The 26,229-nt window shown below is 62.8% G+C and carries 23 protein-coding genes; 13 read left to right on the top strand and 10 right to left on the bottom strand.

Going from position 1 to position 26,229, the window contains the following annotated elements; all coding sequences use genetic code 11:
* Positions 1–8: 8 nt before the first annotated feature.
* The 8 genes from E1748_RS08445 to E1748_RS08480 form a co-directional block, all read right to left on the bottom strand.
* On the bottom strand, positions 9–2,702 hold the full coding sequence (locus E1748_RS08445; RefSeq protein WP_166653520.1) for a type VI secretion system Vgr family protein: 2,694 nt from the start codon (positions 2,700–2,702) through the stop codon (positions 9–11).
* A gap of 412 nt (positions 2,703–3,114) precedes the next feature.
* A complete protein-coding gene (gene acnA, locus E1748_RS08450; RefSeq protein WP_133646639.1) occupies positions 3,115–5,832 on the bottom strand; it encodes an aconitate hydratase AcnA in 2,718 nt (905 codons plus the stop codon).
* 57 nt (positions 5,833–5,889) lie between these two features.
* Complete coding sequence (locus E1748_RS08455) at positions 5,890–7,341, bottom strand: bifunctional 2-methylcitrate dehydratase/aconitate hydratase (protein ID WP_133646640.1); 1,452 nt, start codon at positions 7,339–7,341, stop codon at positions 5,890–5,892.
* Between the two features lie 22 nt (positions 7,342–7,363).
* Entirely contained in the window at positions 7,364–7,888 is a 525-nt protein-coding gene (locus E1748_RS08460) for a hypothetical protein (protein WP_133646641.1), read from the bottom strand.
* A gap of 99 nt (positions 7,889–7,987) precedes the next feature.
* A complete protein-coding gene (gene prpC / locus E1748_RS08465; protein ID WP_133646642.1) occupies positions 7,988–9,175 on the bottom strand; it encodes a bifunctional 2-methylcitrate synthase/citrate synthase in 1,188 nt (395 codons plus the stop codon).
* Between the two features lie 25 nt (positions 9,176–9,200).
* Positions 9,201–10,094 (bottom strand): methylisocitrate lyase, encoded by an 894-nt coding sequence (gene prpB / locus E1748_RS08470; protein WP_133646643.1) that lies wholly within the window; start codon positions 10,092–10,094, stop codon positions 9,201–9,203.
* Complete coding sequence (locus E1748_RS08475; RefSeq protein WP_133646644.1) at positions 10,091–11,107, bottom strand: HpcH/HpaI aldolase/citrate lyase family protein; 1,017 nt, start codon at positions 11,105–11,107, stop codon at positions 10,091–10,093. Before E1748_RS08475 ends, prpB begins: the two co-directional genes overlap by 4 nt.
* Positions 11,108–11,360: 253 nt before the next feature.
* Positions 11,361–12,344, bottom strand: a complete 984-nt coding sequence (locus tag E1748_RS08480; protein ID WP_133646645.1) for a malate dehydrogenase — start codon at positions 12,342–12,344, stop codon at positions 11,361–11,363.
* 496 nt (positions 12,345–12,840) lie between these two features.
* On the opposite strand from E1748_RS08480, the gene E1748_RS08485 reads away from it, so the two are divergent.
* From E1748_RS08485 to gltA, 7 genes are all read left to right on the top strand, one after another.
* Positions 12,841–13,722 (top strand): GntR family transcriptional regulator, encoded by an 882-nt coding sequence (locus E1748_RS08485; protein WP_133646646.1) that lies wholly within the window; start codon positions 12,841–12,843, stop codon positions 13,720–13,722.
* Positions 13,723–13,889: 167 nt separating this feature from the next.
* The gene (sdhC, locus tag E1748_RS08490; protein WP_133646647.1) at positions 13,890–14,306 is read left to right on the top strand and encodes a succinate dehydrogenase, cytochrome b556 subunit; all 417 of its coding nucleotides are present in this window, start codon (positions 13,890–13,892) and stop codon (positions 14,304–14,306) included.
* A gap of 4 nt (positions 14,307–14,310) precedes the next feature.
* On the top strand, positions 14,311–14,679 hold the full coding sequence (sdhD, locus tag E1748_RS08495; RefSeq protein WP_133646648.1) for a succinate dehydrogenase, hydrophobic membrane anchor protein: 369 nt from the start codon (positions 14,311–14,313) through the stop codon (positions 14,677–14,679).
* Positions 14,680–14,682: 3 nt separating this feature from the next.
* Positions 14,683–16,458, top strand: a complete 1,776-nt coding sequence (gene sdhA, locus E1748_RS08500; RefSeq protein ID WP_133646649.1) for a succinate dehydrogenase flavoprotein subunit — start codon at positions 14,683–14,685, stop codon at positions 16,456–16,458.
* Between the two features lie 27 nt (positions 16,459–16,485).
* The gene (locus tag E1748_RS08505; protein WP_133646650.1) at positions 16,486–17,190 is read left to right on the top strand and encodes a succinate dehydrogenase iron-sulfur subunit; all 705 of its coding nucleotides are present in this window, start codon (positions 16,486–16,488) and stop codon (positions 17,188–17,190) included.
* Between the two features lie 8 nt (positions 17,191–17,198).
* Entirely contained in the window at positions 17,199–17,471 is a 273-nt protein-coding gene (locus E1748_RS08510) for an FAD assembly factor SdhE (RefSeq protein WP_133647304.1), read from the top strand.
* A gap of 113 nt (positions 17,472–17,584) precedes the next feature.
* Entirely contained in the window at positions 17,585–18,886 is a 1,302-nt protein-coding gene (gene gltA / locus E1748_RS08515; RefSeq protein ID WP_133646651.1) for a citrate synthase, read from the top strand.
* A gap of 123 nt (positions 18,887–19,009) precedes the next feature.
* On the opposite strand, the gene E1748_RS08520 is transcribed toward gltA, so the two are convergent.
* Both E1748_RS08520 and E1748_RS08525 read right to left on the bottom strand, forming a co-directional pair.
* Positions 19,010–19,801, bottom strand: a complete 792-nt coding sequence (locus E1748_RS08520; RefSeq protein WP_240766412.1) for a phytanoyl-CoA dioxygenase family protein — start codon at positions 19,799–19,801, stop codon at positions 19,010–19,012.
* 44 nt (positions 19,802–19,845) lie between these two features.
* Positions 19,846–20,823, bottom strand: a complete 978-nt coding sequence (locus tag E1748_RS08525; RefSeq protein ID WP_133646652.1) for a helix-turn-helix domain-containing protein — start codon at positions 20,821–20,823, stop codon at positions 19,846–19,848.
* Positions 20,824–20,987: 164 nt separating this feature from the next.
* Between E1748_RS08525 and E1748_RS08530 the strand changes: the two genes are divergently transcribed.
* From E1748_RS08530 to E1748_RS31905, 6 genes are all read left to right on the top strand, one after another.
* A complete protein-coding gene (locus tag E1748_RS08530) occupies positions 20,988–22,238 on the top strand; it encodes a DUF1479 domain-containing protein (protein ID WP_133646653.1) in 1,251 nt (416 codons plus the stop codon).
* Between the two features lie 199 nt (positions 22,239–22,437).
* Positions 22,438–23,847 (top strand): 3-isopropylmalate dehydratase large subunit, encoded by a 1,410-nt coding sequence (leuC, locus tag E1748_RS08535; RefSeq protein ID WP_133646654.1) that lies wholly within the window; start codon positions 22,438–22,440, stop codon positions 23,845–23,847.
* A 5-nt stretch (positions 23,848–23,852) separates the two neighbouring features.
* Positions 23,853–23,996: an entericidin A/B family lipoprotein gene (locus E1748_RS08540; RefSeq protein WP_133646655.1), complete on the top strand. Its 144-nt coding sequence runs from the start codon at positions 23,853–23,855 to the stop codon at positions 23,994–23,996.
* Positions 23,997–24,121: 125 nt separating this feature from the next.
* Positions 24,122–24,775 (top strand): 3-isopropylmalate dehydratase small subunit, encoded by a 654-nt coding sequence (gene leuD / locus E1748_RS08545; RefSeq protein ID WP_133646656.1) that lies wholly within the window; start codon positions 24,122–24,124, stop codon positions 24,773–24,775.
* 54 nt (positions 24,776–24,829) lie between these two features.
* Complete coding sequence (gene leuB, locus E1748_RS08550) at positions 24,830–25,897, top strand: 3-isopropylmalate dehydrogenase (RefSeq protein ID WP_133646657.1); 1,068 nt, start codon at positions 24,830–24,832, stop codon at positions 25,895–25,897.
* A gap of 137 nt (positions 25,898–26,034) precedes the next feature.
* A complete protein-coding gene (locus E1748_RS31905) occupies positions 26,035–26,163 on the top strand; it encodes a hypothetical protein (protein WP_276324031.1) in 129 nt (42 codons plus the stop codon).
* Positions 26,164–26,229 lie beyond the last annotated feature (66 nt).

The raw sequence follows: 26,229 nt of genomic DNA on the forward strand, positions 1-26,229 counted from the left end.
CTCTGGCTTTACGTTTGGGATGATGCCGGGATGAAGGGCCGTCCCGACGCAGCCGCAAATTCGTCCAGGTGCAGATCGAACTTCACGTTGTCGGGTTGTTCGGTATTAACCGCTGGTGCGTGGCCTTCAACCCTTGTGCTGGCGACGTGCGCGCCCGAAGACGCCTGCATCCTGTAGGCGACGCGTGCGAGAGGCAGGCCCACCGGTGAGAGGACACGGAAAATCTGGTCATTCGCCTGCACGTCAGGTAGTCCAGCGGGATTCACACCCATCGGCTTCGGCGGCAGATTGCTCATCTGCGCATTGACGAGATACCGCATCGCACCCACCGTGACCTTCCCGTTCTCAAGCCGGATATAACTGTCGCCACCGTTGAGCACGATCTGCTTCGTGGCCTTGATGACGATGCTGTCCGCGCTCTGCGTGATCTCCAGCCTGGCCAGCAGGTTGATGTTCTTTTTCAGCGCCGTGATATCGATGTCCCCGGCGTACGAAGCGATCCGGATACCGAGTCTGTATGCGAAGATCCGCACCGCGTTTCGTGCCGACATCAGCAGGTTGCTGCCGCTGCTCATGCTGATGTGTCCGCTACTGGTCAGCGCCGTGTGTTCGCCGCTCGCCAGATGGGTGCTGCCTGCCGTCGTTGCTTCAATACCTGCGGGTGACGCCAGCACCAGGTGGGGCTTCGCAAGTCCAGGGAAACTGTTGCCATTGCCGGTTCCTTCTCCACGGATATCGTCGTTCTGGGTTTTGAGTGCGTCGGCGATATCGGTTTTGTCCTGCGGGTCGTGAGCCTGTGCCTGCACCGCTGCGTTCGCGAGTGTTTCATGCTGGTCTCGCGCCTGCGTCAAGCGTTGCACCGTCTCACCCATGTCCTTGACCTGCGCCGTTGCACCTGGACGTGCTTCGGTCGAGAGCAGCATCCCTCTTCCCGCCCGCACAACCGCCCACGCATCCGTCGCCAGCTCAACCCCTTCGCCCCGCGCCTCCTTGCGCCCCGCATTGCCCGCGATCCGCGTGTTGTACCCCAGCACGAGCCGCGATTGCGCGTAGTCGCTCGCGACCTGAACCTGGAGCTTGCCGGTCGTATCATCCGCGACGACGCTGTTCGACATCCCGCCGTTGATTTCCTGCGTACGCGTGCCCGACAGCGCGTGGTTATCCGGCAGCGCCCACGGCGGCTGGTTGAGCTCGTTCACCATGCGGTCTGACACGTACGGCTTGTCGGGATCTCCCTCGTGATAGCTGACCGTCACCTCCTGCCCGATTCTCGGCAGATAGATCGTGCCGAACCGGTCGCCTTGCCAGGGCGACGACACGCGCAGCCAGACACTCGAGTTCTGGTCGCTCTTGCCAAGGCGGTCCCACAGGAACTGCACTTTCACGCGTGCATAGCGGTCGACCCACATCGGCTGGTTCTGCGGCCCTACGACGATCGCCGTTTCGTCCGCGCAGCGAGGCTTCTTCTTCAGCCGGTTTTTGAAGAACGTGTTGGCCGGCTGCAGCACGAACGCGGTCTCGCACTGGTATTGCGCGATATTGTCCGACTGACTCGTTTCGTCGACGTTGCGGATATCGATCGTGGTCGAGATGACCAGGTACTCGGCATTGGCCTGCTTGACCGGATGATGCTCAAGATGGAACGTGCAGCCGGTCACGAGGCCGAGCAGGTTGCCTTTACCGCGTGCGCGCAGGCTGCGGCAGCGCTCGGCATCGAGGCGAACGCGCGCGAGATATTCTCCTTCCCGCTGATAGTCGTTTGGCGTCTCCGACAGGCCCATGAAGCCCGCTTTCGGCTGCGAGTAATCACCCCATCCGTAGCGTTCGGCGTTGTCAAACGCGATGCTGCTGGCGTCGCCCACGCTGACGCCGAGTGCCGCGCGCGAGCGGGTGGCGTCGTAGTCGGTCAGCGTGACGATGCCGGCTGTCAGTTCGCGGGAGAGCGACAGCTTGTGGATGTGCTCTTCGTCGATACGCTTGCCTTCCGGTGCGTGGTACGCGAGCGTTTCGTACGCAGGCCCGTGGCGTTTGTGCGAGCCCGGGGAATCGCACAGCACGAGCGTCGATCGATCCATGAAGAAGTAGATGCCCCACTCGCGCCAGAGCCTGCTCAGGAACTGGAAATCCGATTCCCAGTGCTGACGGACATAGTCGCGCTTCGGATAGCCCGCTTTAAAACCGATCGCCCCCAGACGTAGCTCGTACGGAAACGGATAGCGTTTCCCGTTGAGAATCGACTGCGTGATCTCGACGACGCTCATTCCCTGGAAGATGCGGTTCTCGCGGTTCAGCGTCGCGAGCCACAGCCATGGCCGTACGACGAACGTGTAATACGCGTGCCGGTCGTCGGCGCCCATGCTGCGCACTTCGGAGAGGAGGCCAACGATCTCCCTGCGGCCGGCCCCGACGTTGCCAAGCCCGGTATTGCCGGGCAGACCGGGTCGGAACGTGCCCTTGCCCTCGTATTCGACGGACACTCGCATTTCCCTGCCGACGAGTTTCTCCGGGAGAACGAGTTCCTGCGCCTGCCAGACGCGAAGGGTCTCGTCTTCGGTCGTCGCCGACTCCAGCACGTACTCGTACAACGCGCCGAGCTTCTCTGTGCCTGACAGCCGTACCGGCTCGAGCACCGGGCGGCCGCCCCACACAGGAAGCGCGTCGCCGGATATGGCTAGCGTGCGGGACTGGCGTGGATAGCGCATGAACGGCTTCTCGAAGGAAGGAACAGGCCAATACATTGAAGAGCGATGTCGACCATTGTTGATGAACGCCGTCGTCCATATGTCAACAATCGAGACATGCGTCATCCGTCGGCGCGCGCGTCTGGAGACGCGAACACTCAGTCAATGGTGATCAAGACGATGTAGGCAGTGTCGCGACTAAACCGGGCGACGTGATCGGTCCGTGGCATCCGGAAGAACGGATCGCCCAGGCCACGAGGAAGTCAGGCAGGACCGCGTCCGGCAGTACGACGCGATCACAGTTGAGAAGAGGTCAAGCGGCGCATCCCATCGATCAACCGCCCCCCAAAAGAAAACGGCCCGAACGCATTAACGTTCGGGCCGTGAACAGCAGCGTGTAGCGCCGCAAGCGGCACTACACGCCAAACAACACTTAAGCCGCGAGCAACGACCGCAGCACGAACGGCAGAATCCCGCCGTGCTTGTAGTAGTCGACTTCGATCGGCGTATCGATACGCAGCAGAACCGGCACGCGCTTCGTGCTGCCGTCCTTGCCGTGGATCACCAGCGTGACTTCCTGCTGCGGCTTGAAGTCGTCGCCGAGGCCTTCGACGTCATACGTTTCCTCGCCGGTGATGCCGAGCGACTGCACGCTGTCCGAGCCCTTGAACTGCAGCGGCAGCACGCCCATGCCGACCAGGTTCGAACGGTGGATCCGTTCGAAGCTGCGTGCGACCACGGCCTTCACGCCCAGCAGTTGCGTGCCCTTCGCCGCCCAGTCGCGCGACGAACCCGTGCCGTACTCTTCGCCGGCGAACACCACGGTCGGCGTGCCTGCGTCGATGTACTTCATCGCGGCGTCGTAGATCGACAGCTGTTCGCCGTCCGGTTGATGGATCGTCAGGCCGCCTTCGACGCGCGTGCCATCTGCCTTCAACGGGATCATCAGGTTCTTGATCCGGACGTTCGCGAACGTACCGCGCATCATCACGTCATGGTTGCCGCGGCGCGAGCCGTAGCTGTTGAAGTCGGCCTTCTGCACGCCGTTCGCCTTCAGCCACTTGCCGGCCGGCGAGTCTTCCTTGATCGAGCCTGCCGGGCTGATGTGGTCGGTCGTCACCGAGTCGCCGAACACGCCGAGCGCGCGCGCGCCCTTCACGGCGGCGATGCTGGCAGCCGGCTGCATCGAGAAGTCGTCGCCGAAGAACGGCGGTTCGGCGATGTAGGTCGACTTCGGCCAGTCGTAGACCTGACCTTCCTCGCCCTCGATCTTGCTCCACAGATCGCCCTTCTTCGTGAGCTGCGAGTAGTTCTTCTGGAACGCATCGGCGTCCATCGCGAACTTGAGCAGCGCGTTGACTTCGTCGCTCGACGGCCAGATGTTGCCGAGGTAGATGTCCTTGCCGCCCTTGCCCTTGCCGACCGGTTCGGTCATCAGGTCGCGCGTGATGTTGCCGGCGATCGCGTATGCGACGACCAGCGGCGGCGACGCGAGGAAGTTCGCGCGGATGTTCGGGTGGATACGCGCTTCGAAGTTACGGTTGCCGGACAGCACGGCGGCCGCGACGATGTCGTTCTTCGTGATCGCTTCGTTGAGTTCCGGCGTCAGGTCGCCCGCGTTGCCGATGCAGGTCGTGCAGCCGTACGCGGCGAGTTCGAAACCGAGCTTCGACAGATACGGCAGCAGGCCGGTCTTCGTCAGGTACTCGGTGACGATACGCGAGCCCGGAGCCAGGGAAGTCTTGATGTGCGGTGCGATCGTCAGGCCGGCTTCGACGGCCTTCTTCGCGAGCAGGCCGGCGGCGAGCAGCACGCTCGGGTTCGACGTGTTCGTGCACGACGTGATCGCGGCGATCAGGATGTCGCCGTTCTTCACGTTGACGCCGTTAGTCGTCGTGTATTGCGTGTCGATGTCGGCAGCCTTCTTCGCAAAACCGTTTTCGCCGACCGGCTTCGAGAAGAGATCGGTGAACGTCGACTTCACGTGACCGATTTCGATCCGGTCCTGCGGACGCTTCGGACCTGCCAGCGACGGCGCGACGGTACCGAGATCGAGCGTGACGACCTTCGTGTAATCGATCTGGCCGTCCTTCGGAATGCCGAACAGACCCTGCGCCTTGAAGTACTTTTCGAACGCGGAGATTTCGGCTTCGGTGCGGCCCGTGCCCTTGAAGTAGTCGATCGTCTTTTCGTCGACCGGGAAGAAGCCCATCGTCGCGCCGTATTCCGGCGCCATGTTGCCGATCGTCGCGCGGTCCGGCAGCGACAGCGACTTCGTGCCTTCACCGAAGAACTCGACGAACTTGCCGACAACCTTCTCCTTGCGCAGCAGTTCGGTGACGGTCAGCACGAGGTCGGTCGCGGTGACGCCTTCGCGCAGCTTGCCCTTCAGATGCACACCGACGACGTCCGGCGTCAGGAAGTACACCGGCTGGCCGAGCATGCCCGCTTCCGCTTCGATGCCGCCCACGCCCCAGCCGACCACGCCGATGCCGTTGATCATCGTCGTGTGGCTGTCGGTGCCGACGAGCGTGTCCGGGTAGTACACGGTATCGCCGCCGTCAGCCTTCTTGTGCACGCCGCGTGCGAGGTATTCGAGGTTCACCTGGTGAACGATGCCGACGCCCGGCGGCACGACCTTGAACGTGTCGAATGCCTGCATGCCCCACTTCATGAACTGGTAGCGCTCGTTGTTGCGCTGGAATTCCAGTTTCATGTTCAGGTCGAGTGCGTCCTTCTGACGGAAGTAATCGATCTGCACCGAGTGGTCGACGACGAGGTCGACCGGCACCAGCGGTTCGATCGCCTTCGGGTTCTTGCCGGCGCGCTGCGCGACACCGCGCATTGCGGCGATGTCGGCGAGCAGCGGCACGCCGGTGAAATCCTGCAGCACGACACGCGACACGACGAACGGAATTTCGTCGACGCGCGACGCCGTCGGCTTCCAGTTCGCGAGCTGTTCGATGTGCTCTTCGGCGATCCTCTTGCCGTCGTAGTTACGCAGCACCGATTCCAGCACGATTCGGATCGAAACCGGCAGCCGGTCGATCTTGACGTTCAATGCCTTGCCAAGTTGCGGCAGCGAGTAGAACTTGCCTTTGCCGGAACCGCTGTCGAATTCCTTGAGGGTTTTGTGGAGATTGTGGGCCATGGTGTTTTTCCCTGGTTGAATCGCGGGTCGTGGAGATGACGGTGCTACGTTTTCGAACTAGATCACATACAGATCGACATACTCGTGAACAGGCATGGCTTCGAGCCGTGCCTGATCGAGCGAGACGTCGAGAATGGCTTGCTGCTGCTTGACCGGAAAGCGTCGCGCGAGGTTCGTGCGGAATTTCTCGACCAGCAGCGGAATGCCGTCGGTGCGACGACGACGGTGGCCGATCGGGTATTCGACCGCGACCTCGTCGAGCGTCGTGCCGTCGGTGAACTCGACGGTCAGCGCGTTGGCGATCGAACGCTTCTCCGGATCGTGATAATCCTTCGTGAACTGCGTGTCTTCGACGCAGGTCATCTTCGCGCGCAGCACGTCGATGCGCGCGTCCTGCGCGATCGAGTCTTCATAATCGGCGGCGGTCAGGCGGCCGTGGATCAGCGGCACGGCAATCATGTACTGGATGCAGTGATCGCGATCGGCCGGATTCGCGAGCGGACCCTGCTTGTCGATGATGCGGATCGCTGCTTCGTGCGTGCGGATCGTGATCTTCGCGATGTCTTCGACGGTCTTGCCCCTCGCCTTCAGCTGGCCGTGCAGCGTCATCGCCGCTTCGACCGCGGTCTGCGAATGGAACTCGGCCGGGAACGAAATCTTGAACAGCACGTTTTCCATCACGTAGCTGCCGTACGGGCGCTGGAACTTGAACGCATTGCCCTTGAACAGCACGTCATAGAAGCCCCAGGTCTTTGCGGTCAGCACCGACGGGTAACCCATCTCGCCGGTCTTCGCGATCAGCGCGAGGCGCACGGCGCGCGACGTCGCATCGCCTGCGGCCCACGACTTGCGCGAGCCAGTGTTCGGAGCATGACGGTACGTACGCAGCGACTGGCCATCGACCAGCGCCAGCGACACCGCATTGATCAGCTCGTCGCGCGTGAGGCCGAGCAGCTGACCGACCACCGCCGTCGACGCGAGCTTCACCAGCAGCACGTGATCGAGCCCGACCTTGTTGAACGAATTCTCGAGCGCGATGCAGCCTTGAATCTCATGAGCCTTGACCATCGCGACCAGCACGTCCTTCATCGCGAGCGGCTTTTTACCCACGGCGACGGCGTTACGCGAAAGCCAGTCGGCGGTCGCGAGGATGCCGCCCAGATTGTCCGACGGATGACCCCACTCGGCGGCAAGCCACGTGTCGTTGAAGTCGAGCCAGCGGATCATCGCGCCGATATTGAATGCGGCCTGCACCGGGTCGAGCTGGAACTGCGTGCCGGGGACCTTGGCGCCATGGGGGACGATCGTGCCGGGCACGATCGGGCCCATCAGCTTGGTGCAGGCGGGGTAGGAGAGCGCTTCGAGTCCGCAGCCGAGCGTGTCGATCAGGCAGTTGCGCGCGGTTTCGAGCGCAAGCGTGCTGTCGATTGCGTAGCCGAGCACGTAGTCGACGATATCGACGAGTACTTGATCCGGCTCGGGCCGGACGTTTGAAATCGGTGCGGACATCGGAGGTTCCTGGTGTGAACGATTAGTTGTTCGGGTTCTTGATCAGCTCGTTCGACTGCGTCGGAGCCGGCGCGCCTTGCTGCATCGCGGCGGTCTTGCACTCATCGGCGAGACGCGAGCTGTCCTTGTCCGAGAACAACATGGCCTTCGTCGGGATCACGACGAGGTCCATGCCCGAAGCGGCGTCGTGGAAGCGGTCGGCGCCCGTCGTCGTGGCTTCGCGCGGCAGGTTGTAGTTCTTGCTGCCCCAGTGCACGGTGACGATCTGGTCACGCTTCATGTCGCCCTTCAGATCGAACGACAGACCTTCGTCGCACGACCACTTTTCCGAACCGTCCGGTACCGGATCGACCTTCGCTGCCTTCGCGGCGTTCGGCTTGCGCTTGATCAGGCGGTTCTTCGGCGCCGGTGCGCGCGGCTTCGCCTTGGGCTTGGCTTTGGTCGTGGCCGTCGTGGTGGACGCGGCTTGAGCGAATGCTTCGGGCGCGGCGGCGAGCAACGCCGTGGACAGCACGCCAGCGGCGGCAGCGATCAGCAGTTTATTCATGGGAAGAAGCCTTTATGTCGATATGTTGAAATGTTTGAATAGCTCGGGATGCGACCCCCTCGGGTCGGGTTCCCCGCGCCGCGAAGCGAACAGCGGACGCTATTTTCTCCTATTTAGCGGCACGAACTTCAAATTCTCGGGGCCGGTGTAATTCGCGCTCGGCCGGATGATCTTGTTGTCGATGCGTTGCTCGATGATGTGTGCGCTCCAGCCAGCCGTGCGCGCGATCACGAACAGCGGTGTGAACATCGCGGTCGGCACGCCCATCTGGTGATACGACACGGCGCTGAACCAGTCGAGATTCGGGAACATCTTCTTCGCATCCCACATCACCTTCTCGAGTCGCTCGGCGATGTCGAACAGCTTCGTGTCCGATGCTTCCTTCGACAGCTTCTTCGCGACTTCCTTGATCACCTTGTTGCGCGGATCGGAGATCGTGTACACCGGATGCCCGAAGCCGATCACGACTTCCTTGTTTTCCACGCGGCGGCGGATGTCGGCTTCGGCTTCATCGGGGCTCGCGTAGCGCGACTGGATCTCGAACGCGACTTCGTTTGCGCCGCCGTGCTTCGGTCCGCGCAACGCGCCGATCGCACCGGTGATCGCCGAGTAAATGTCCGAGCCCGTACCGGCGATCACACGACCGGTGAACGTCGATGCATTGAATTCATGCTCTGCGTACAGGTTCAGCGACACGTGCATCGCATCGACCCACGACTTCGACGGTGCACGTCCATGCAGCAGATGCAGAAAGTGGCCACCGATCGATTCGTCGTCGGTCTCGACCTCGATGCGCCGGCCGTTGTGCGAGTAGTGATACCAGTACAGCAGCATCGAACCGAGCGACGCCATCAGGCGATCGGCGATGTCACGCGAGCCGGGCAGATTGTGGTCGTCCTTCTCGGGCAGCACGGTGCCGAGCACCGAGACGCCGGTGCGCATCACGTCCATTGGATGCGCGGATGCGGGCAGCCATTCGAGCGCGGCCTTCAGGTTCGCGGGCAGACCACGCAGTGCATGCAGCTTCGTCTTGTACGCAGCGAGTTCGGCGGCGTTGGGCAGCTTGTCGTGGACGAGCAGGTACGCGATCTCTTCGAATTCGCACGCACCGGCGAGGTCGAGAATGTCGTAGCCACGATAGTGCAGATCGTTGCCGGTCCGGCCGACCGTGCACAGCGCGGTGTTGCCCGCCGTCACGCCTGACAGTGCGACGGATTTTTTCGGTTTGAAGGCTGCTGCACCCGGTTGAGCGGCGGGTTGCGCGGCGTTGTCTTTCGTCTCGCTCATCTGCTGCAATCTCCTGTGGGCCTGCTCACTTCTTCTGGTTGAACAGCGCGTCGAGTTTCTGCTCGTACGCGTGATAGCCGATGCTTTCGTATAGCTCGGCGCGCGTCTGCATCGTATCGACAACAGCCTGCTGCGTGCCGTCGCGGCGGATCGCGTGGTAAACGTTTTCAGCGGCGCGGTTCATCGCGCGGAATGCGGACAGCGGATAGAGCACCAGCGACACGTCGGCGCTACGCAGTTCGTCAACCGTGAAGAGCGGCGTCGAGCCGAACTCGGTGATGTTCGCGAGCACCGGCACCTTCACGGCCTGCACGAACTGCCGGTACATGCCGAGTTCGGTCATCGCTTCCGGGAAGATCATGTCGGCGCCGGCTTCGACGCATGCGGCTGCGCGATCGATCGCGGCCTGCAGGCCTTCGACCGCGAGCGCATCGGTGCGTGCCATCACGACGAAGTCTGGGTCGGTGCGCGCGTCGACGGCGGCCTTGATCCGGTCGACCATCTCGTCCTGCGACACGATCGCCTTGCCCGGCCGGTGACCGCAACGCTTTGCGCCGACCTGGTCTTCAATGTGCATCGCGCCCGCGCCGGCCTTGGTCAACGCCTTCACGGTCCGCGCGATGTTGAACGCCGACGGACCGAAGCCGGTATCGACATCGACGAGCAGCGGCAGATCGCAGACGTCGGTGATGCGGCGCACATCGGTGAGCACGTCGTCGAGCGTCGAGATGCCGAGGTCGGGCAAGCCGAGCGAGCCGGCCGCGACGCCGCCGCCTGACACGTAGATGGCCTTGAAGCCCGCGCGCTGCGCGAGCAGTGCGTGGTTCGCGTTGATGGCGCCGACGATCTGCAACGGCTTTTCGGCGGCCACTGCTGCGCGGAATGCCGCGCCGGCAGACGGATTCGTGCGGGTCGTCATGCGCGAACTCCTTTATCAGCAGAAGAAGAGGCGAACAGCGGGGCTGCTTCGGCGGGTACGTTGCGGCCCGTCGAGCGCGCACGTCGCAGCACCGACCAGTAGTAGCGATAGCTCGCGCGATCGTGCAGCGTGTCGCCGTGACGCGTCGGGCCCCACTGCGCGTGTTGCGCGGCGAGCAGGATCTCGGCAGCGGTGGCGATTTCGTCGTCGCGTGGCGCGAAGGCCGCGACGATGACGGGCACCTGCGCCGGATGGATGCTCCACATCCGCGTATAGCCGAACTCGTTGCGCGCGCGTGCGGCGTCGTTCGCAACGACCGTCATGTCGCGCACTTCGGTCGATACGTTGTGCGATGGCACCTTGCCGTGCGCGTGGCACGCGGCCGCGATCTCGAGCTTCGCGCGACGCACCAGCGGATGATCGAACTGACCGGGCGAGCGCATCGCGCTGTCGGGGATCGCGCCGTCGTGCGCGGAAACGAAATCCATCAGGCCGAAGCTCAGCGCTTCGACACTGGGCAACGCGGCGAGATCGAACACGCGCGCGAGCGCGCCGTGCGTTTCGACGAGCAGTTGAACCGGCACCGGTTGTGCGATGCCGAGTTCGCGGCGCGTCGCTTCGATGAACGCACACATCTCGGCGGCATCGGGGACGTTGCGGATTTTCGGCAGCGCGATGTAGGCGGGTGCACGTTGCGCCGCACGCAGAATGACGCGTACGTCGTCGCGCCAGTGCGGATGCGCGTAGTCGTGGATGCGGACACCGACGCGGCCGAAGCGGTCGTGCTCGCCGCCGATGAGCGACGCGACGAGTTCCGCGTGTTCCGCTTCATGGCCCACCTGGGCGCCGTCTTCGCAGTCGAGTGTGATGTCGAATACCGGACCCAGCTCCTGCTGAAGCGCGAGCGACTTCAGCATCAGCTTTTCGCTGCCGGCGTAGTGATCGCAGGCAGGCAGAACGGCAGGGGGCGCTTCGCCGTCAAACAGCACTTCGGCGGGTGTGAGTGCGCGCATCTTCGACGTGAGGGGCGTGGCTTGTGTCGTGGGGGAAACCGATTCGGGCGCGTTCTGGGCGGCGTAGCACTAACGTGCAGCAACGCGGCGGACAAAACGCATCCGGATCGGACGCGAATCTCGCATGCGGCGCTTGAAGCACGCGCCGCGCACAGGTTCGCATGTCAGGACCGGGCGTGCGAAAACCAGAACCCGAACCGGCACCCGCCGCACTTAGTTGCTCAGTATGGCAGGCCCGGTTTCATCGCGTGGTTCAGCCCAGCAGATGCTGGACGCCGTCGCGTTCCTCGAGCAGTTCGTTCAGCGTGTGATCCATCTTCTCGCGCGAGAACGCGTCGATGGCCAGGCCTTCCACGCGCTTGTACTCGCCGTTTTCGCAGGTGACCGGCACGCCGTAGACGATGTCTTCGGGGATGCCGTACGAGCCGTCCGACGGGATGCCCATCGTCACCCACTTGCCGTTCGTACCGAGCACCCAGTCACGCACGTGATCGATCGCCGCGTTGGCTGCCGATGCCGCCGACGACAGGCCGCGCGCTTCGATGATCGCCGCGCCGCGCTTGCCGACGGTCGGGATGAACGTGTTGCGGTTCCATTCGTCGTCGTTGATCAGCTTCGTGAGGTCCTGGCCGTCAGCCGTGGCGACGCGGAAGTCCGGGTACATCGTCGGCGAGTGGTTGCCCCACACGGCGAGCTTTTCGATCGATGCGACCGGCTTGCCCGACTTCGCCGCGAGTTGCGACAGCGCGCGGTTGTGGTCGAGACGCAGCATGGCCGTGAAGTTCTTCTTCGGCAGATCCGGTGCGGACTTCATCGCGATGTACGCGTTCGTGTTCGCCGGGTTGCCGACCACCAGCACCTTGATGTCGCGGCTCGCGACTTCGTTCAGCGCCTTGCCTTGCACCGTGAAGATTTCGGCGTTGGCCGACAGCAGGTCCTTGCGCTCCATGCCCTTCGAACGCGGGCGGGCACCAACCAGCAGCGCGACGTCGGCGTCCTTGAACGCGACCTTCGGATCGTCGGTGACCACGACGCCCGCGAGCAGCGGGAACGCGCAGTCTTCGAGCTCCATCACGACGCCTTTGACGGCTGCCTGCGCCTGCGGCAGGTCGAGCAGTTGCAGGATCACCGGCTGGTCCTTGCCGAGCATGTCGCCGTTCGCGATGCGGAACAGCAGCGAGTAACCGATTTGACCTGCGGCGCCGGTGACGGCAACACGCTTTGCGGGCTTAGCCATTGAGAAATCTCCAGGACGATGCGTTAGACGCTAGGGGAAAACGCCATTTTATATGCGCGCCACCAGAAGCGTCGGTGAAACACGGCGGAATTCGCTGCGCGTGAACTTCTGTGGGAATAAACGGAAGCTCGAGGACGCTGCGGCGTTATCGCCGTGCCGGATAACCTGTGCAACCGAGCGGATTGCGGAGCGTCACGGACATCGCGTTGGCCGCTGCGTGCCGGCTCCTGCTACAGCGCGTTTCGGCGAGCGTCGGACGGACCGGCGAGCCAGGCGAAAGCTGGACTGCGTGAGGGTAACAGCATGTGCAGGGCGGCTTTTTCGGTGTGCGGCGGCCATGTGGACAACGACCGCCAACTTCCCGCAAACCCTTGCTCGCCAAGGAGTGTAGGAGTCGACCGACGCAAAGTCAACATTATCTTATGTCTTATATAAGACATAAGTGTTGGCGGGAAAAGGCTGGACGCCGGACAGGCCTTTATGATGAAATGGAAAGATGACTTCGAACCAGGCGAGCGCTGCGAATTCCACCGGCCAGGCAGGCTCGGGCGATGGTTTGCCTGGTGCCGCGCAGGGCGGATCGTCCGCGGTTTCTTCAAACGCTTCTTCAAACGCTTCCACGCCTGCTGCTTCCTCTGTTCCCACCGGCATCGTACCCGCTTCGCCCACGTTCAGCCCGCTGTATCAGCAGATCAAAGGGCTCATTACGCAGGGCCTCGAATCGGGCGAATGGAAGCCGGGTGAAATCATTCCGAGCGAAGTCGAGCTGGCCGCGCGCTACAAGGTGAGTCAGGGCACGGTGCGCAAGGCAATCGACGAACTCGCCGCCGATAACCTGTTGGTGCGCCGTCAGGGCAAGGGCACGTTCGTTGCAACGCACAATGAAGACCGCGCGCAGTTCCGCTTTCTGCGTTTGCTCGCCGACGACGGCGTCGAACATCCGCACGTCAGCCATCTGCTCGAATGTCGGCGTTTGCGCGCGCCGGCCGAGATCGCGCGGCAACTCGAACTGAAACCCGCCGATCCCGTCGTGCTGATCAGACGTCTGCTGCAGTTCGACGGCGAGACCACGGTGCTCGACGAAATCTGGCTGCCGGGCGGCGTGTTCCGCGGCCTCACGCTCGAGCGGCTGTCGGAGTACAAAGGCCCGCTCTACGCGATGTTCGAGACCGAGTTCGGCACACGGATGATCCGCGCGTCGGAGAAAATCCGCGCGGTGGCCGCCGATCCTGCGGTTGCCGAGTTGCTGCACGTCCCTGCCGGTTTCCCGCTATTGTCGGTGGAACGCGTGTCGTACACCTACGGCGATCGACCGGTCGAAGTGCGTCGTGGATGGTATGTCACAACCGGGTATTACTATCAGAACGACTTGAGTTGAAGCACGGTGCGACGGCCTGCGCGAACCGCGCGCGAGGCTGTCGGAGCGCGCTCTCGCCGCGTGCCGCGTAGAGGTTTAACGCGGGTCCGGCATGGCTTTTCGCTGCAGCGCGATATAAAAAGGCGCTAAAATTGCGGATTAGTGTGACTACATAGTAGGGGTCTAGCATGACTGAAGCCGTAAAAAAGCCGAGGCCGGAGTTCCGGAACATCGGTATCGGGCAGATCTTGACGGCATACCGTCTCCCGCTAGCGGGGCGACTGTCGATCCTGCATCGCGTGAGTGGTGCGCTGCTCTTCCTCTTCCTTCCGTTCCTGCTTTACCTCTTCTCGCAGAGCCTCACTTCCGAACTCAGCTTCGAAGTCTTCAAGGCCGTCCTCTCCAACATCATCGTCAAGCTCATCACGCTGGTTCTCGCGTGGGCGTTCCTGTTCCACTTCTGCGCCGGCATCCGTCACCTCGTGATGGATACGAACCACCACGCGGTGTCGAAGGAAAACGGCAAGCGGACGTCGATCATCGTTTTCGTCGTGTCGTCGCTTCTCACGCTCGCTTTCGCGGCGAAACTCTTCGGAGCCTTCTAAAAAAATGTCAGCCCACAATCGAATCGGCCCGAAGCGTCTCGTCGTCGGCGCGCATTACGGTCTGCGCGACTGGCTCGCGCAACGCATCACCGCCGTCGTGATGGCGGTCTACACCGTGATCCTGCTGGCGCTGTTCTTCGGTGCACAGGACTTCTCCTATGAAGGCTGGGCGTCGATCTTCGCGATGCAATGGATGAAGCTCGCCACGTTCGTCGCGCTGCTCTCGCTGTTCTATCACGCGTGGGTCGGTATCCGCGACATCTGGATGGACTACGTGAAGCCCGTCGGCACGCGGCTGGTGCTTCAAGCGCTGACGATCGTCTGGCTGCTCGCATGCGCGGGCTACGCTGCGCAGATTCTCTGGAGAGTGTAAAGAATGGCTGCAATCAAGAATGGTCTGCCGCGTCGCCGTTTCGACGTGGTCATCGTCGGCGCGGGCGGCTCGGGTATGCGCGCGTCGCTGCAACTCGCGCGTGCGGGCCTGTCGGTCTGCGTGCTGTCGAAAGTGTTCCCGACGCGTTCGCACACCGTCGCGGCGCAGGGCGGCATCGGTGCATCGCTCGGCAACATGAGCGAAGACAACTGGCACTACCACTTCTACGACACGATCAAGGGTTCCGACTGGCTCGGCGACCAGGACGCGATCGAGTTCATGTGCCGTGAAGCGCCGAACGCCGTGTACGAGCTCGAACACATGGGCATGCCGTTCGACCGCAACGCCGACGGCACGATCTATCAACGTCCGTTCGGCGGCCACACCGCGAACTATGGCGAGAAGCCGGTGCAGCGCGCGTGCGCGGCAGCCGACCGTACTGGTCACGCACTGCTGCACACGCTGTATCAGCAGAACGTTGCGGCGAAGACGCAGTTCTTCGTCGAATGGATGGCGCTCGATCTGATCCGCGACGCCGACGGCGACGTGCTCGGCGTCACCGCGCTCGAAATGGAAACGGGTGACGTCTACATCCTCGAAGGCAAGACCACGCTGTTCGCCACCGGCGGTGCAGGGCGGATCTTCGCGGCGTCGACCAACGCGTTCATCAACACCGGCGACGGCCTCGGCATGGCGGCCCGCTCGGGCATCGCGCTGCAGGACATGGAGTTCTGGCAGTTCCACCCCACTGGCGTGGCCGGCGCAGGCGTGCTGATTACCGAAGGCGTGCGTGGCGAAGGCGGCATTCTGCGTAACTCGGACGGCGAGCGCTTCATGGAGCGCTACGCGCCGACGCTGAAGGATCTGGCGCCGCGCGACTTCGTCTCGCGTTCGATGGACCAGGAAATCAAGGAAGGTCGCGGCGTCGGTCCGAACAAGGATCACGTGCTGCTCGATCTGTCGCACATCGGCGCGGAGACGATCCTGAAGCGTCTGCCGTCGATCCGCGAAATCGCGCTGAAGTTCGCGAACGTCGACTGCATCAAGGAACCGATCCCGGTCGTGCCGACCATCCACTATCAGATGGGCGGTATCCCGACGAACATGCACGGCCAGGTCGTCGGTACGTCGCGTGATCACGAAGAGCCGGTCAACGGTTTCTACGCGGTCGGCGAATGCTCGTGCGTGTCGGTGCACGGTGCGAACCGTCTCGGCACGAACTCGCTGCTCGACCTCGTGGTGTTCGGCCGCGCAGCCGGCAACCACATCGTCAAGCACGTGAAGGAGCAGAAGGAGCACAAGCCGCTGCCGGCCGATGCCGCCGACTTCGCGCTTGCCCGTCTCGACAAGCTCGACAAATCCTCGTCGGGCGAATACACGCAGGCCATCGCGAACGACATCCGCTCGTCGATGCAGGCGCATGCCGGCGTATTCCGCACGTCGAAGCTGCTGGCCGAAGGCGTCGAGAAGGTGAAGGAACTGTCCGAGCGTGTGCACAACGTGCATCTGAAGGACAAGTCGAAGGTGTTCAACACCGCGCGCGTCGAAGCGCTCGAACTGGCGAACCTGATCGAAGTGGCACGCGCGACGATGGTCTCCGCCGAAGCGCGGAAGGAAAGCCGCGGCGCGCACGCGCAAAGCGACTTCGATCATCGCGACGACGAAAACTGGCTGCGTCACACGCTGTGGTTCAGCGAAGGCGATCGCCTCGATTACAAGCCGGTGCACATGAAGCCGCTGACAGTCGAATCGGTACCGCCGAAAGCGCGGACGTTCTAAGCCCGAGCCGAATCAAAGGAACCTGACATGGCCAAGCGTACATTTGAAATCTACCGCTACGATCCGGACAAGGACGCAGCGCCGCGCATGCAAACCTACGAGATCGAGATCGACTCGCACGAACGCATGCTGCTCGACGCGCTCATCAAGCTGAAGGCCGTCGACGAAACGCTGTCGTTCCGTCGTTCGTGCCGCGAAGGCGTGTGCGGCTCGGACGCGATGAACATCAACGGCAAGAATGGTCTGGCGTGTCTGCAGAACATGAACGACCTGCCGCAGAAGATCGTGCTGCGTCCGCTGCCGGGCCTGCCCGTCGTGCGCGACCTGATCTGCGACTTCACGCAGTTCTTCAACCAGTATCACTCGATCAAGCCGTACCTGATCAACGATACGCCGCCGCCGGAAAAGGAACGTCTGCAGTCGCCGGAAGAACGCGACGAGCTCGACGGCCTGTACGAGTGCATTCTGTGCGCGAGCTGCTCGACGTCGTGCCCGAGCTTCTGGTGGAATCCGGACAAGTTCGTCGGCCCGGCCGGCCTGCTGCAAGCCTACCGTTTCATCGCGGATAGCCGCGACGAAGCGACCGGCGAGCGTCTGGACAATCTGGAAGATCCGTACCGTCTGTTCCGCTGCCATACGATCATGAACTGCGTCGACGTGTGCCCGAAGGGCCTGAACCCGACGAAGGCGATCGGCAAGATCAAGGAATTGATGGTTCGCCGCACGGTCTGATGTCTGACATGGACGTAACCGCGCACCAGTCCGACCCGCTGCGCCGCGCGCGCCTTCGCTGGCGCGCGCGGCGTGGTCTGCTGGAAAACGATCTGATTTTCGAGCGTTTTTTCGGCAAATACGAGCATGACCTCAGCGATGCCGACGTCGGCGCACTCACGCGCCTGCTCGAGCTGAGCGATAACGACCTGATGGACTTGCTGCTCGTGCGCAAGGAACCTGAAGGCGACCTTGCCGCCCCGGATGTCATACGGGTGCTGCAGCTGTTGCGTACCGCGTGAGCGTCGCGAGTACAGGCAGGCAGCGCAAGTAGTGCACGCGGGCACCGCCACCGGTGCCGCCGGGCGTGCAGATTATCGAAACCCTGTTTCTATTCTTCGATTGAGGATGTGCCATGACCCCGTCTGATGTAAAAGCCACGCTATCGTTCAGCGACAACTCGCCTAGCGTTGAAATGCCGATCTACAAGGGCACGATGGGCCCGGACGTGATCGACATCCGCAAACTGTACGGCCAGACCGGCAAGTTCACGTACGACCCGGGCTTCATGTCGACGGCGGCGTGTAACTCGGCCATCACGTACATCGACGGCGACAAGGGCGAACTGCTGTATCGCGGTTATCCGATCGACAACCTCGCGCAGAACGCCGACTTCCTCGAAACCTGCTACCTGCTGCTGAAGGGCGAACTGCCGAACGCCGAGCAGAAAGCCGAGTTCGAAGACACCGTCACGAAGCACACGATGGTGCACGAGCAGATGCAGTTCTTCTTCCGCGGCTTCCGTCGCGATGCGCACCCGATGGCGATTCTGGTCGCGGCAGTGGGCGCGCTGTCGGCGTTCTATCACGACTCGCTCGACATCAATAACCCGCGTCACCGTGAAGTGTCGGCGATCCGCATGATCGCGAAGCTGCCGACGCTGGTCGCGATGGCGTACAAGTACAGCATCGGCCAGCCGTTCGTTTATCCGCGCAACGAGCTGTCGTACAGCGCGAATTTCATGCGGATGATGTTCTCGAATCCGTGTGAGGAATACAAGGTCAACGACGTGCTGGTGCGCGCGCTCGACCGCATCTTGATCCTGCATGCGGATCACGAACAGAATGCGTCGACGTCGACGGTGCGTCTTGCCGGTTCGTCGGGTGCGAATCCGTTCGCGTGTATCGCTGCGGGTATCGCGTGTCTGTGGGGCCCGGCGCACGGCGGCGCGAACGAAGCCGCGCTGAACATGCTGGAAGAAATCGGCTCGGTCGACAACATCCCCGAATTCATCAAGCAGGTGAAGGACAAGAACTCCGGCGTGAAGCTGATGGGCTTCGGTCACCGCGTGTACAAGAATTACGATCCGCGTGCGAAGCTGATGCGCGAGACGTGCTACGAAGTGCTCGAAGAACTGGGCCTGCACGACGATCCGCTGTTCAAGCTCGCGATGGAACTCGAAAAGATCGCGCTGGAAGACGAATACTTCGTGTCGCGCAAGCTGTACCCGAACGTCGACTTCTACTCGGGCATCGTGCAGCGCGCGCTGGGTATCCCGACGTCGATGTTCACGTGCATCTTCGCGATGGCTCGCACGGTCGGCTGGATTGCGCAGTGGAACGAAATGATCGCTGATCCGGAACAGAAGATCGGTCGTCCGCGTCAGCTGTTCGTCGGCGAAACGCCGCGCGAAGCTAAGGCTGTCGACAAGCGTTAAAAGCTGTCGCTGTCGCGCGGCAGTTGCGCGCGACGCATCGCATCGCTTCGTAAAAACGCCCCGGCGGGTTATCCGTCGGGGCGTTTTGTTTTGTGTGTGTTGGCGGCTTTGTCGAAGCCGGTTTTAGTACGCGAACTTTTGATAGGCCTCTGGCGTACCCGGCGCATCGAGTGAGCCGACGCGCGGCATGTGGCGCAGCAGCCGTTTCGCGCGTGGGCTGAGGCGCCGGTCGATGTCGACCGGCACATCGATATGAACCTCGGGCCGGAAGTACCAGCTTCGGCTGTAGCCGATCACGACCATCGGCCGCGGCTCGTCGGTTCGATTCGGCGTGCCTCGATGCAACGCGCGGACGTCGCGGATCATCACGTCGCCGAGTTCCATTTCGATCGCGTGCAAGTCGACGCGCTTTTCTTGCCATGCTCGCTGTGCTTCGTCCGGACGCATCCGATGCGTGCCGAGCGTTGTTTCGAACGGGCCGTTTTCGAGCGTGACGTCGCAGAGCGGAAAGTTGACCGCAAGCTGGAACGACGGCGTTTCCGGAAGCACGTCGAAGAGCGGCGGCGTGTCGCGATGAACGTCCTGATAGGTCGACCCGTTCAGCGGCGTGTCGGTTGCGAGCTGGCACATCACCGGATCGTCGCCCGCGACGCGCTCGACGATGCCGAGAATCGTCGGGTCGCAGAAGATGCTTTCGTCGGCGAACACGCCCGCGAACGGCAACGTGATGTAGTGCCGGTGATCGCCGCGAACGGCCGTCGTGCCCGATGCGATGCGCTCACGCAGTAGCGGCTCGAACGCTGCGCGCCACGCGATCAAGGTCGCCTTCGGGAAATGGTGCTTCAGGACGACCATGCCGTCGCGTTCGAAGGTTGCCGCGTGCTCGTCGAGTTGATCTGAGGAAAGGTCGGTCACGATCGCCTCCTTGTTTTTGCTGGCCAGTTTAGTACGCGGCGCAATCAACGCGAATGCTGAGCCGTTTTCAACCGTTGCCGTGCAGCGGGCGCGTGTTCAAGCGAAGGCGGTCGTGCATCGAGCGCCGGCGTGTCCGAAGCAGCCGGCGGCGTGTGCCCATGGGTTTCGAAAAAACGCCGCCACGTGCCCGGCGTCATTCCACGCGCCGCGAGAAACTGCCGGTTGAAATTGGCGAGATTCGGGAAGCCCGCCTTCGCCGCGATGACTGCGATCGGCCAGGTCGTATCGGTGAGTTGCCGCGTCGCATACGCGATGCGCACACGGCTCAGATAACGCCCGACACTCTCGCCGACATGCCGGACGAAATGACGATGCAGCGAGCGTTCCGACAGATTCGCGACGGCGCACAGGTCGGCCATTCGCAGCGGCTCCGCGAAACGCCGGTCGAGTAGATCGAGTACGCGGTTCAACCGCTCGGCCTCGGGCGCGCTGCCTGCTCTCGTGCTTGCATGCGCGCCAGGTGCTGCGAGCGGCTGCGCGTCGTCTTCCGCGACGAGCGCGAGCACGTCGAGCACCGCCGCGAGTCGACGACGGGGCTCAGCATCCAGCAGGTCGGGCACGCGTGCCCGCATCGCGGCGGCCGTCTCCGCTGTGAACTGGAGCCCCGGCGCAGCGCGACGCAACAGCGAGCGTAGCGCGGCGAACTCGGGACAGCAGTCGGCGATGCGCCGCACCCAATCCCCGCTGAACCACACGACGATCGCCACCTGCGGCTCGCGCGCTTTCAGCGGCGCGCTCGACGCCCACGTGTGCGGCATGTCCGGCGGCACGAGCACGAGATCGTCGCCCGCATAGTCGCCGACGTGATCGCCGACGAAACGACGACCCCGGCTGTTCATCGTCAGCGTGAGTTCGTATTCGGGATGGTGATGCCACTCGAACGGAATCTGCGCGAGCTGCCGGTGATAGACGCGCACCGAACAGCCGTCGGGGATCGTCACGCGTTCGTACTGGGGCTTCATGAGAATCGTCCAGTCGTTAGGATGAAAACTGGAAAGCGGCGAATGTCTGGATTGTATCGATAGTTGGCAGGAAAGCATGGCTTCCGGTTGTCGAACGCGCCTAATCTTGGCTGCACGTTTCGACGCAACCGCGCACCTACAACCGACTCACGAGGAGACCTCCCATGCCGCTCGTCATCGACAACCTGCCCGACGCGATCCGCTCGACGAAACGCGCGCTACGCGCCGCGCTGCCCGACTACGCCCGCGTGTTTCGCGAACTCGAAGGTGAGATCGTGCGGCAGGTCGATGCGATTCGCCGCGACCACGCGCGTGGCGTGGATACGATTCCGGTCTTCAACTACGCGTCGATCGCTGCGGACGATGTCGATCCAGCGACGGTCGCGCAACTGCGCACGCGCGGCGCGTGCGTCGTGCGCGGCGTGTTCGACGCGCGCCAGGCGAGCGACTGGAACGACGAGATCGGCGAATACGTCGCAAGCAACCGGCTCGACGAGCGTCTCGCGCATCGCGCCGAGGATAAATACTTCGGCACGTTGTCGTCGAGCAAGCCGCAAATCTATGGCGTGTACTGGTCGAAGCCGCAGGTCGCCGCGCGGCAGTCGGTGGCACTCACGCGCACACGTGTGTTCCTGAATCGTCTGTGGCGCGCGCATAGCGAAGGGCGGCAGCATTTCGATCCGGACCACGTGCCGGCCTACGCCGACCGGATTCGCCGGCGTCCGCCGGGTTCGGAATCGCTGGGCCTGTCGCCGCATGTCGATGGCGGCTCGGTCGAACGCTGGCTCGATCCGAATTTTCAGCGCGTCTATCGGCACGTGTTGTCGGGCAACTGGCGTGCGTACGATCCGTTCGATGCCGCATGGCGACCTGACGTGCAGGAGATTGCGTCGCCGGCAGTGTGCTCGATGTTCCGCACGTTCCAGGGCTGGACCGCGCTGACACCGCAAGGCCCCGGCGACGGCACGCTGCAATTGATCCCCGTTGCGAATGCGATGGCCTGGGTGATCCTGCGCGCGCTGCAGGACGACGTGCCCGACGACGCACTGTGCGGCGCGCAACCGGCGCGCGCGCTGTCGATCAAGCCCGAGTGGCACGCACCGCTACTCGATGCAGTTGTGCCGATTCCTCAGATGCAACCCGGCGACGCGGTGTTCTGGCACGCGGACGTCGTGCATTCGGTCGAAGACGTGCATCGTGGCGCCGGCGACAGCAACGTGATGTACATCGCGGCGGCGCCATCGTGCGCGAAGAACGACGCGTATCTGAAGCGTCAGTTGCCGGCTTTTCTGAGCGGCGAGAGTCCGCCGGATTTTCCGGGCGATCACTTCGAGACGGATTTTGTCGGGCGTGCTGGAGAGAGCGATCTGACGGAGTCGGGTCGCGCGCAACTGGGGTTCGCTGCCCGAGCTTAAGCGGCGAACGCGTGCATGGGCGAGGTACACGGAGGATATGCCGGGTGCCTCCGATACAGGTATCGCCACTACCAGCCAACCCCATGTTTTTTATCGGTTTTCTGCTCGGGCTGCCAGCAAAACGCGTGAGCTGCGTGGCATAATCGACCGCACACGGACCGCTTGTAGTCCGCGCTTCCGTCATTACTACCCGCATACCATGGCACAGACTCTCTACGACAAATTGTGGAACACGCATGTGGTCCACACGGAAGAAGACGGCACCACGATTCTCTATATCGACCGGCACCTGCTGCACGAAGTCACGAGCCCGCAGGCGTTCGAAGGTCTGAAGCTGAACGAGCGCCCGGTGTGGCGCATCAGCGCAAACCTGGCCGTGTCCGATCACAACGTGCCGACCACCGACCGTTCGCACGGCATCACCGATCCCGTCTCGAAGCTGCAGGTCGATACGCTCGATTCGAACTGCGACGCGTACGGCATCACGCAGTTCAAGATGAACGACATGCGTCAGGGCATCGTGCACATCATCGGGCCGGAGCAGGGCGCGACGCTGCCGGGCATGACGATCGTGTGCGGCGATTCACACACGTCCACGCACGGCGCGTTCGGTGCGCTCGCGCACGGCATCGGCACGTCGGAAGTCGAGCACGTGCTGGCCACGCAGACGCTGCTGCAAAAGAAGAGCAAGAACATGCTCGTCAAGGTGGAAGGCGCGCTGCCGCGCGGCTGCACCGCGAAGGACATCGTGCTCGCGATCATCGGCAAGATCGGCACCGCGGGCGGCACCGGCTACGCAATCGAATTCGGCGGCTCGACCATCCGTTCGCTGACGATGGAAGGCCGCATGACCGTCTGCAACATGGCGATCGAAGCGGGCGCGCGCGCCGGCATGGTCGCCGTCGACGATACAACCATCGAATACCTGAAGGGCCGTCCGTTCTCGCCGCAGGGCGTCGAATGGAATCAGGCCGTCGAATACTGGAAGCAGTTCAATTCGGATGCGGGTGCGCATTTCGATCGCGTGGTCGAACTGAACGCGGCTGAAATCGTGCCGCAGGTCACGTGGGGCACATCGCCGGAAATGGTCACGTCGATCGACGGTCGCGTGCCCGATCCCGAGCGTGAAAAAGATCCGGTGAAGCGCGGTGCGATCGAACGCGCGCTGCAATACATGGCGCTCGAACCGAACCTGCCGATCGAATCGATCAAGCCGGACAAGGTGTTCATCGGCTCGTGCACGAACGCACGTATCGAAGATCTGCGCGCGGCCGCGTACGTCGTGAAGAAGCTCGGTCGGCGCGTTGCGCCGACCATCCGGCTCGCAATGGTGGTGCCGGGCTCCGGTCTCGTGAAGGCGCAGGCCGAACGCGAAGGGCTCGACAAGGTGTTCACCGACGCCGGTTTCGAATGGCGTGCGCCGGGCTGCTCGATGTGCCTCGCGATGAATGCCGACCGGCTCGATCCGGGCGAGCGTTGCGCGTCGACGTCGAACCGCAACTTCGAAGGACGTCAGGGCGCGGGCGGGCGCACCCATCTGGTCAGTCCGGCGATGGCGGCGGCTGCGGCCATCGAAGGGCATTTCGTCGATATTCGCAAGCTGGGGTGAATGCCATGAAGACCTCCACGTTCTGGCGCCGTGCCGCGCTGCTGATGCTGACCGGCATGCTGGTCGGGCTAGCCGGTTGCAACACAGTCTCGGGCTTCGGTCAGGACATGAGCGATGCCGGACACGCGATCAAGAAGGCGGCGGATTGATACGTCGCCATGCCGTGCGGGGCGTATCCGCTGCCGCACGGTGCTTTTCGATTTCACCGGCCGCGCCATCGTGCATTCAATCGCACGTTGCGCGTGCCGGTCTCAACTCTGGTGGGTGATGGGCCATGGATAAATTCATCGTACACACGGGCGTCGTGGCGCCGCTCGATCGCGAGAACGTCGATACCGACGCGATCATTCCGAAGCAGTTCCTGAAGTCGATCAAGCGCACCGGCTTCGGGCCGAATGCGTTCGACGAATGGCGTTACCTCGATCACGGCGAACCTGGGCAGGACAATTCGAAGCGTCCGCTGAATCCCGATTTCGTGCTGAACCAGCCGCGCTATCAAGGCGCGTCCGTGCTGATCGCGCGCAAGAACTTCGGCTGCGGCAGCTCGCGCGAACATGCGCCGTGGGCGCTCGAGCAGTACGGTTTTCGCGCGCTGATCGCGCCGAGCTTCGCCGATATTTTCTACAACAACTGCTTCAAGAACGGCGTGCTGCCGATCGTGCTGACCGAACAGCAGGTCGATCATCTGTTCAACGAAACCTACGCGTTCAACGGCTTCCAGCTGACGATCGATCTCGAAGCGCAAGTCGTGCGCACGACCGACGGCGGCGCCGAATATCCGTTCGACGTCGCGGGTTTCCGCAAGTACTGTCTGCTGAACGGCTTCGACGACATCGGCCTTACGCTACGTCACTCGGATCTGATTCGTCAGTTCGAAACCGAGCGTCTCGCGAAGCAGCCGTGGCTGAATCACCGCATCGTCGGCTGACACGGCCGTTTCATTGAAGCGTTTCTTCCAAGAGCAACCAGCAAGGAATTCCGCATGAAAATCGCAGTATTGCCGGGCGACGGCATTGGCCCCGAGATTGTCACCGAGGCCGTGAAGGTTCTGAATGCACTCGGCGAAAAGTTCGAGCTCGAAGAAGCGCCGGTGGGCGGCGCGGGTTACGAGGCGAAGGGCCATCCGCTGCCCGACTCGACGCTCGCGCTCGCGAAGGAAGCCGACGCAATCCTGTTCGGCGCGGTCGGCGACTGGAAGTACGACAACCTCGAACGCGCGCTGCGTCCGGAGCAGGCCATCCTCGGGCTGCGCAAGCATCTGCAGCTGTTCGCGAATTTCCGTCCGGCGATCTGCTATCCGCAGTTGACGGGTGCGTCGTCGCTGAAGGAAGAAATCGTTTCGGGCCTCGACATCCTGATCGTGCGCGAACTGAACGGCGATATTTATTTCGGTGCACCGCGCGGTTTGCGTGACGCACCGGACGGTCCGTTCGCCGGCGCGAAGGAAGGCTTCGACACGATGCGTTATTCGGAGCCCGAAGTGCGCCGCATCGCGCACGTCGCGTTCCAGGCAGCGCAGAAGCGCGGCAAGCAGCTGACCTCCGTCGACAAGGCGAACGTGCTTGAAACGTCGCAGTTCTGGCGGGACGTGATGATCGACGTCGCGAAGGAATACGCGGACGTCGAGCTGTCGCACATGTACGTCGACAACGCGGCGATGCAGCTTGTGAAGGCGCCGAAATCATTCGACGTGATCGTGACCGGCAACATGTTCGGCGACATCCTGTCGGACGAGGCCGCGATGCTGACGGGCTCGATCGGCATGCTGCCTTCGGCTTCGCTCGACAAGAACAACAAGGGTCTCTACGAACCGTCGCACGGTTCGGCACCGGACATCGCGGGCAAGGGCATCGCCAATCCGCTCGCCACGATCCTGTCGGCCGCGATGATGCTGCGCTACTCGTTGAACAAGGTGGAGCAGGCCGATCGCATCGAGCGCGCGGTGAAGACGGTGCTGGAGCAGGGCTATCGCACCGGCGATATCCGGACGCCGGGTTGCAAACAGATCGGTACGGTCGCGATGGGCGACGCGGTGCTGGCAGCGCTCTGATCCTGGGCAGTCTGTTGTTGTTGCAGGGTTCAGGTTGTGAAGTTCGCAATGGACCGCTTTCGCGGTCCGTTGCGCTAAAAATGGCATGTTTGGGCGGCCTGTACCGCTGTTTTCGGGTTTTCGTGTAGACTCTCCGCATGGCGAAGATGACTCAAATCTCCTCGATTTCTAACCTCCACGGCAAAACGGCCCGTGCGGTTGAGTTCGCCATCGTCGTCAAGACGTCGATCAAAACGATTACCCCGAAAACGATCACGAAGCGCTGATCGTCCGTCGTGCCCGCCCGTCTTCCCCGCGCGGTCACGCCGGGCAAGGTAGCGGGGAAGTTTCCA

It is taken from the genome of Paraburkholderia flava (genome assembly GCF_004359985.1).
Lineage (GTDB): Bacteria > Pseudomonadota > Gammaproteobacteria > Burkholderiales > Burkholderiaceae > Paraburkholderia > Paraburkholderia flava.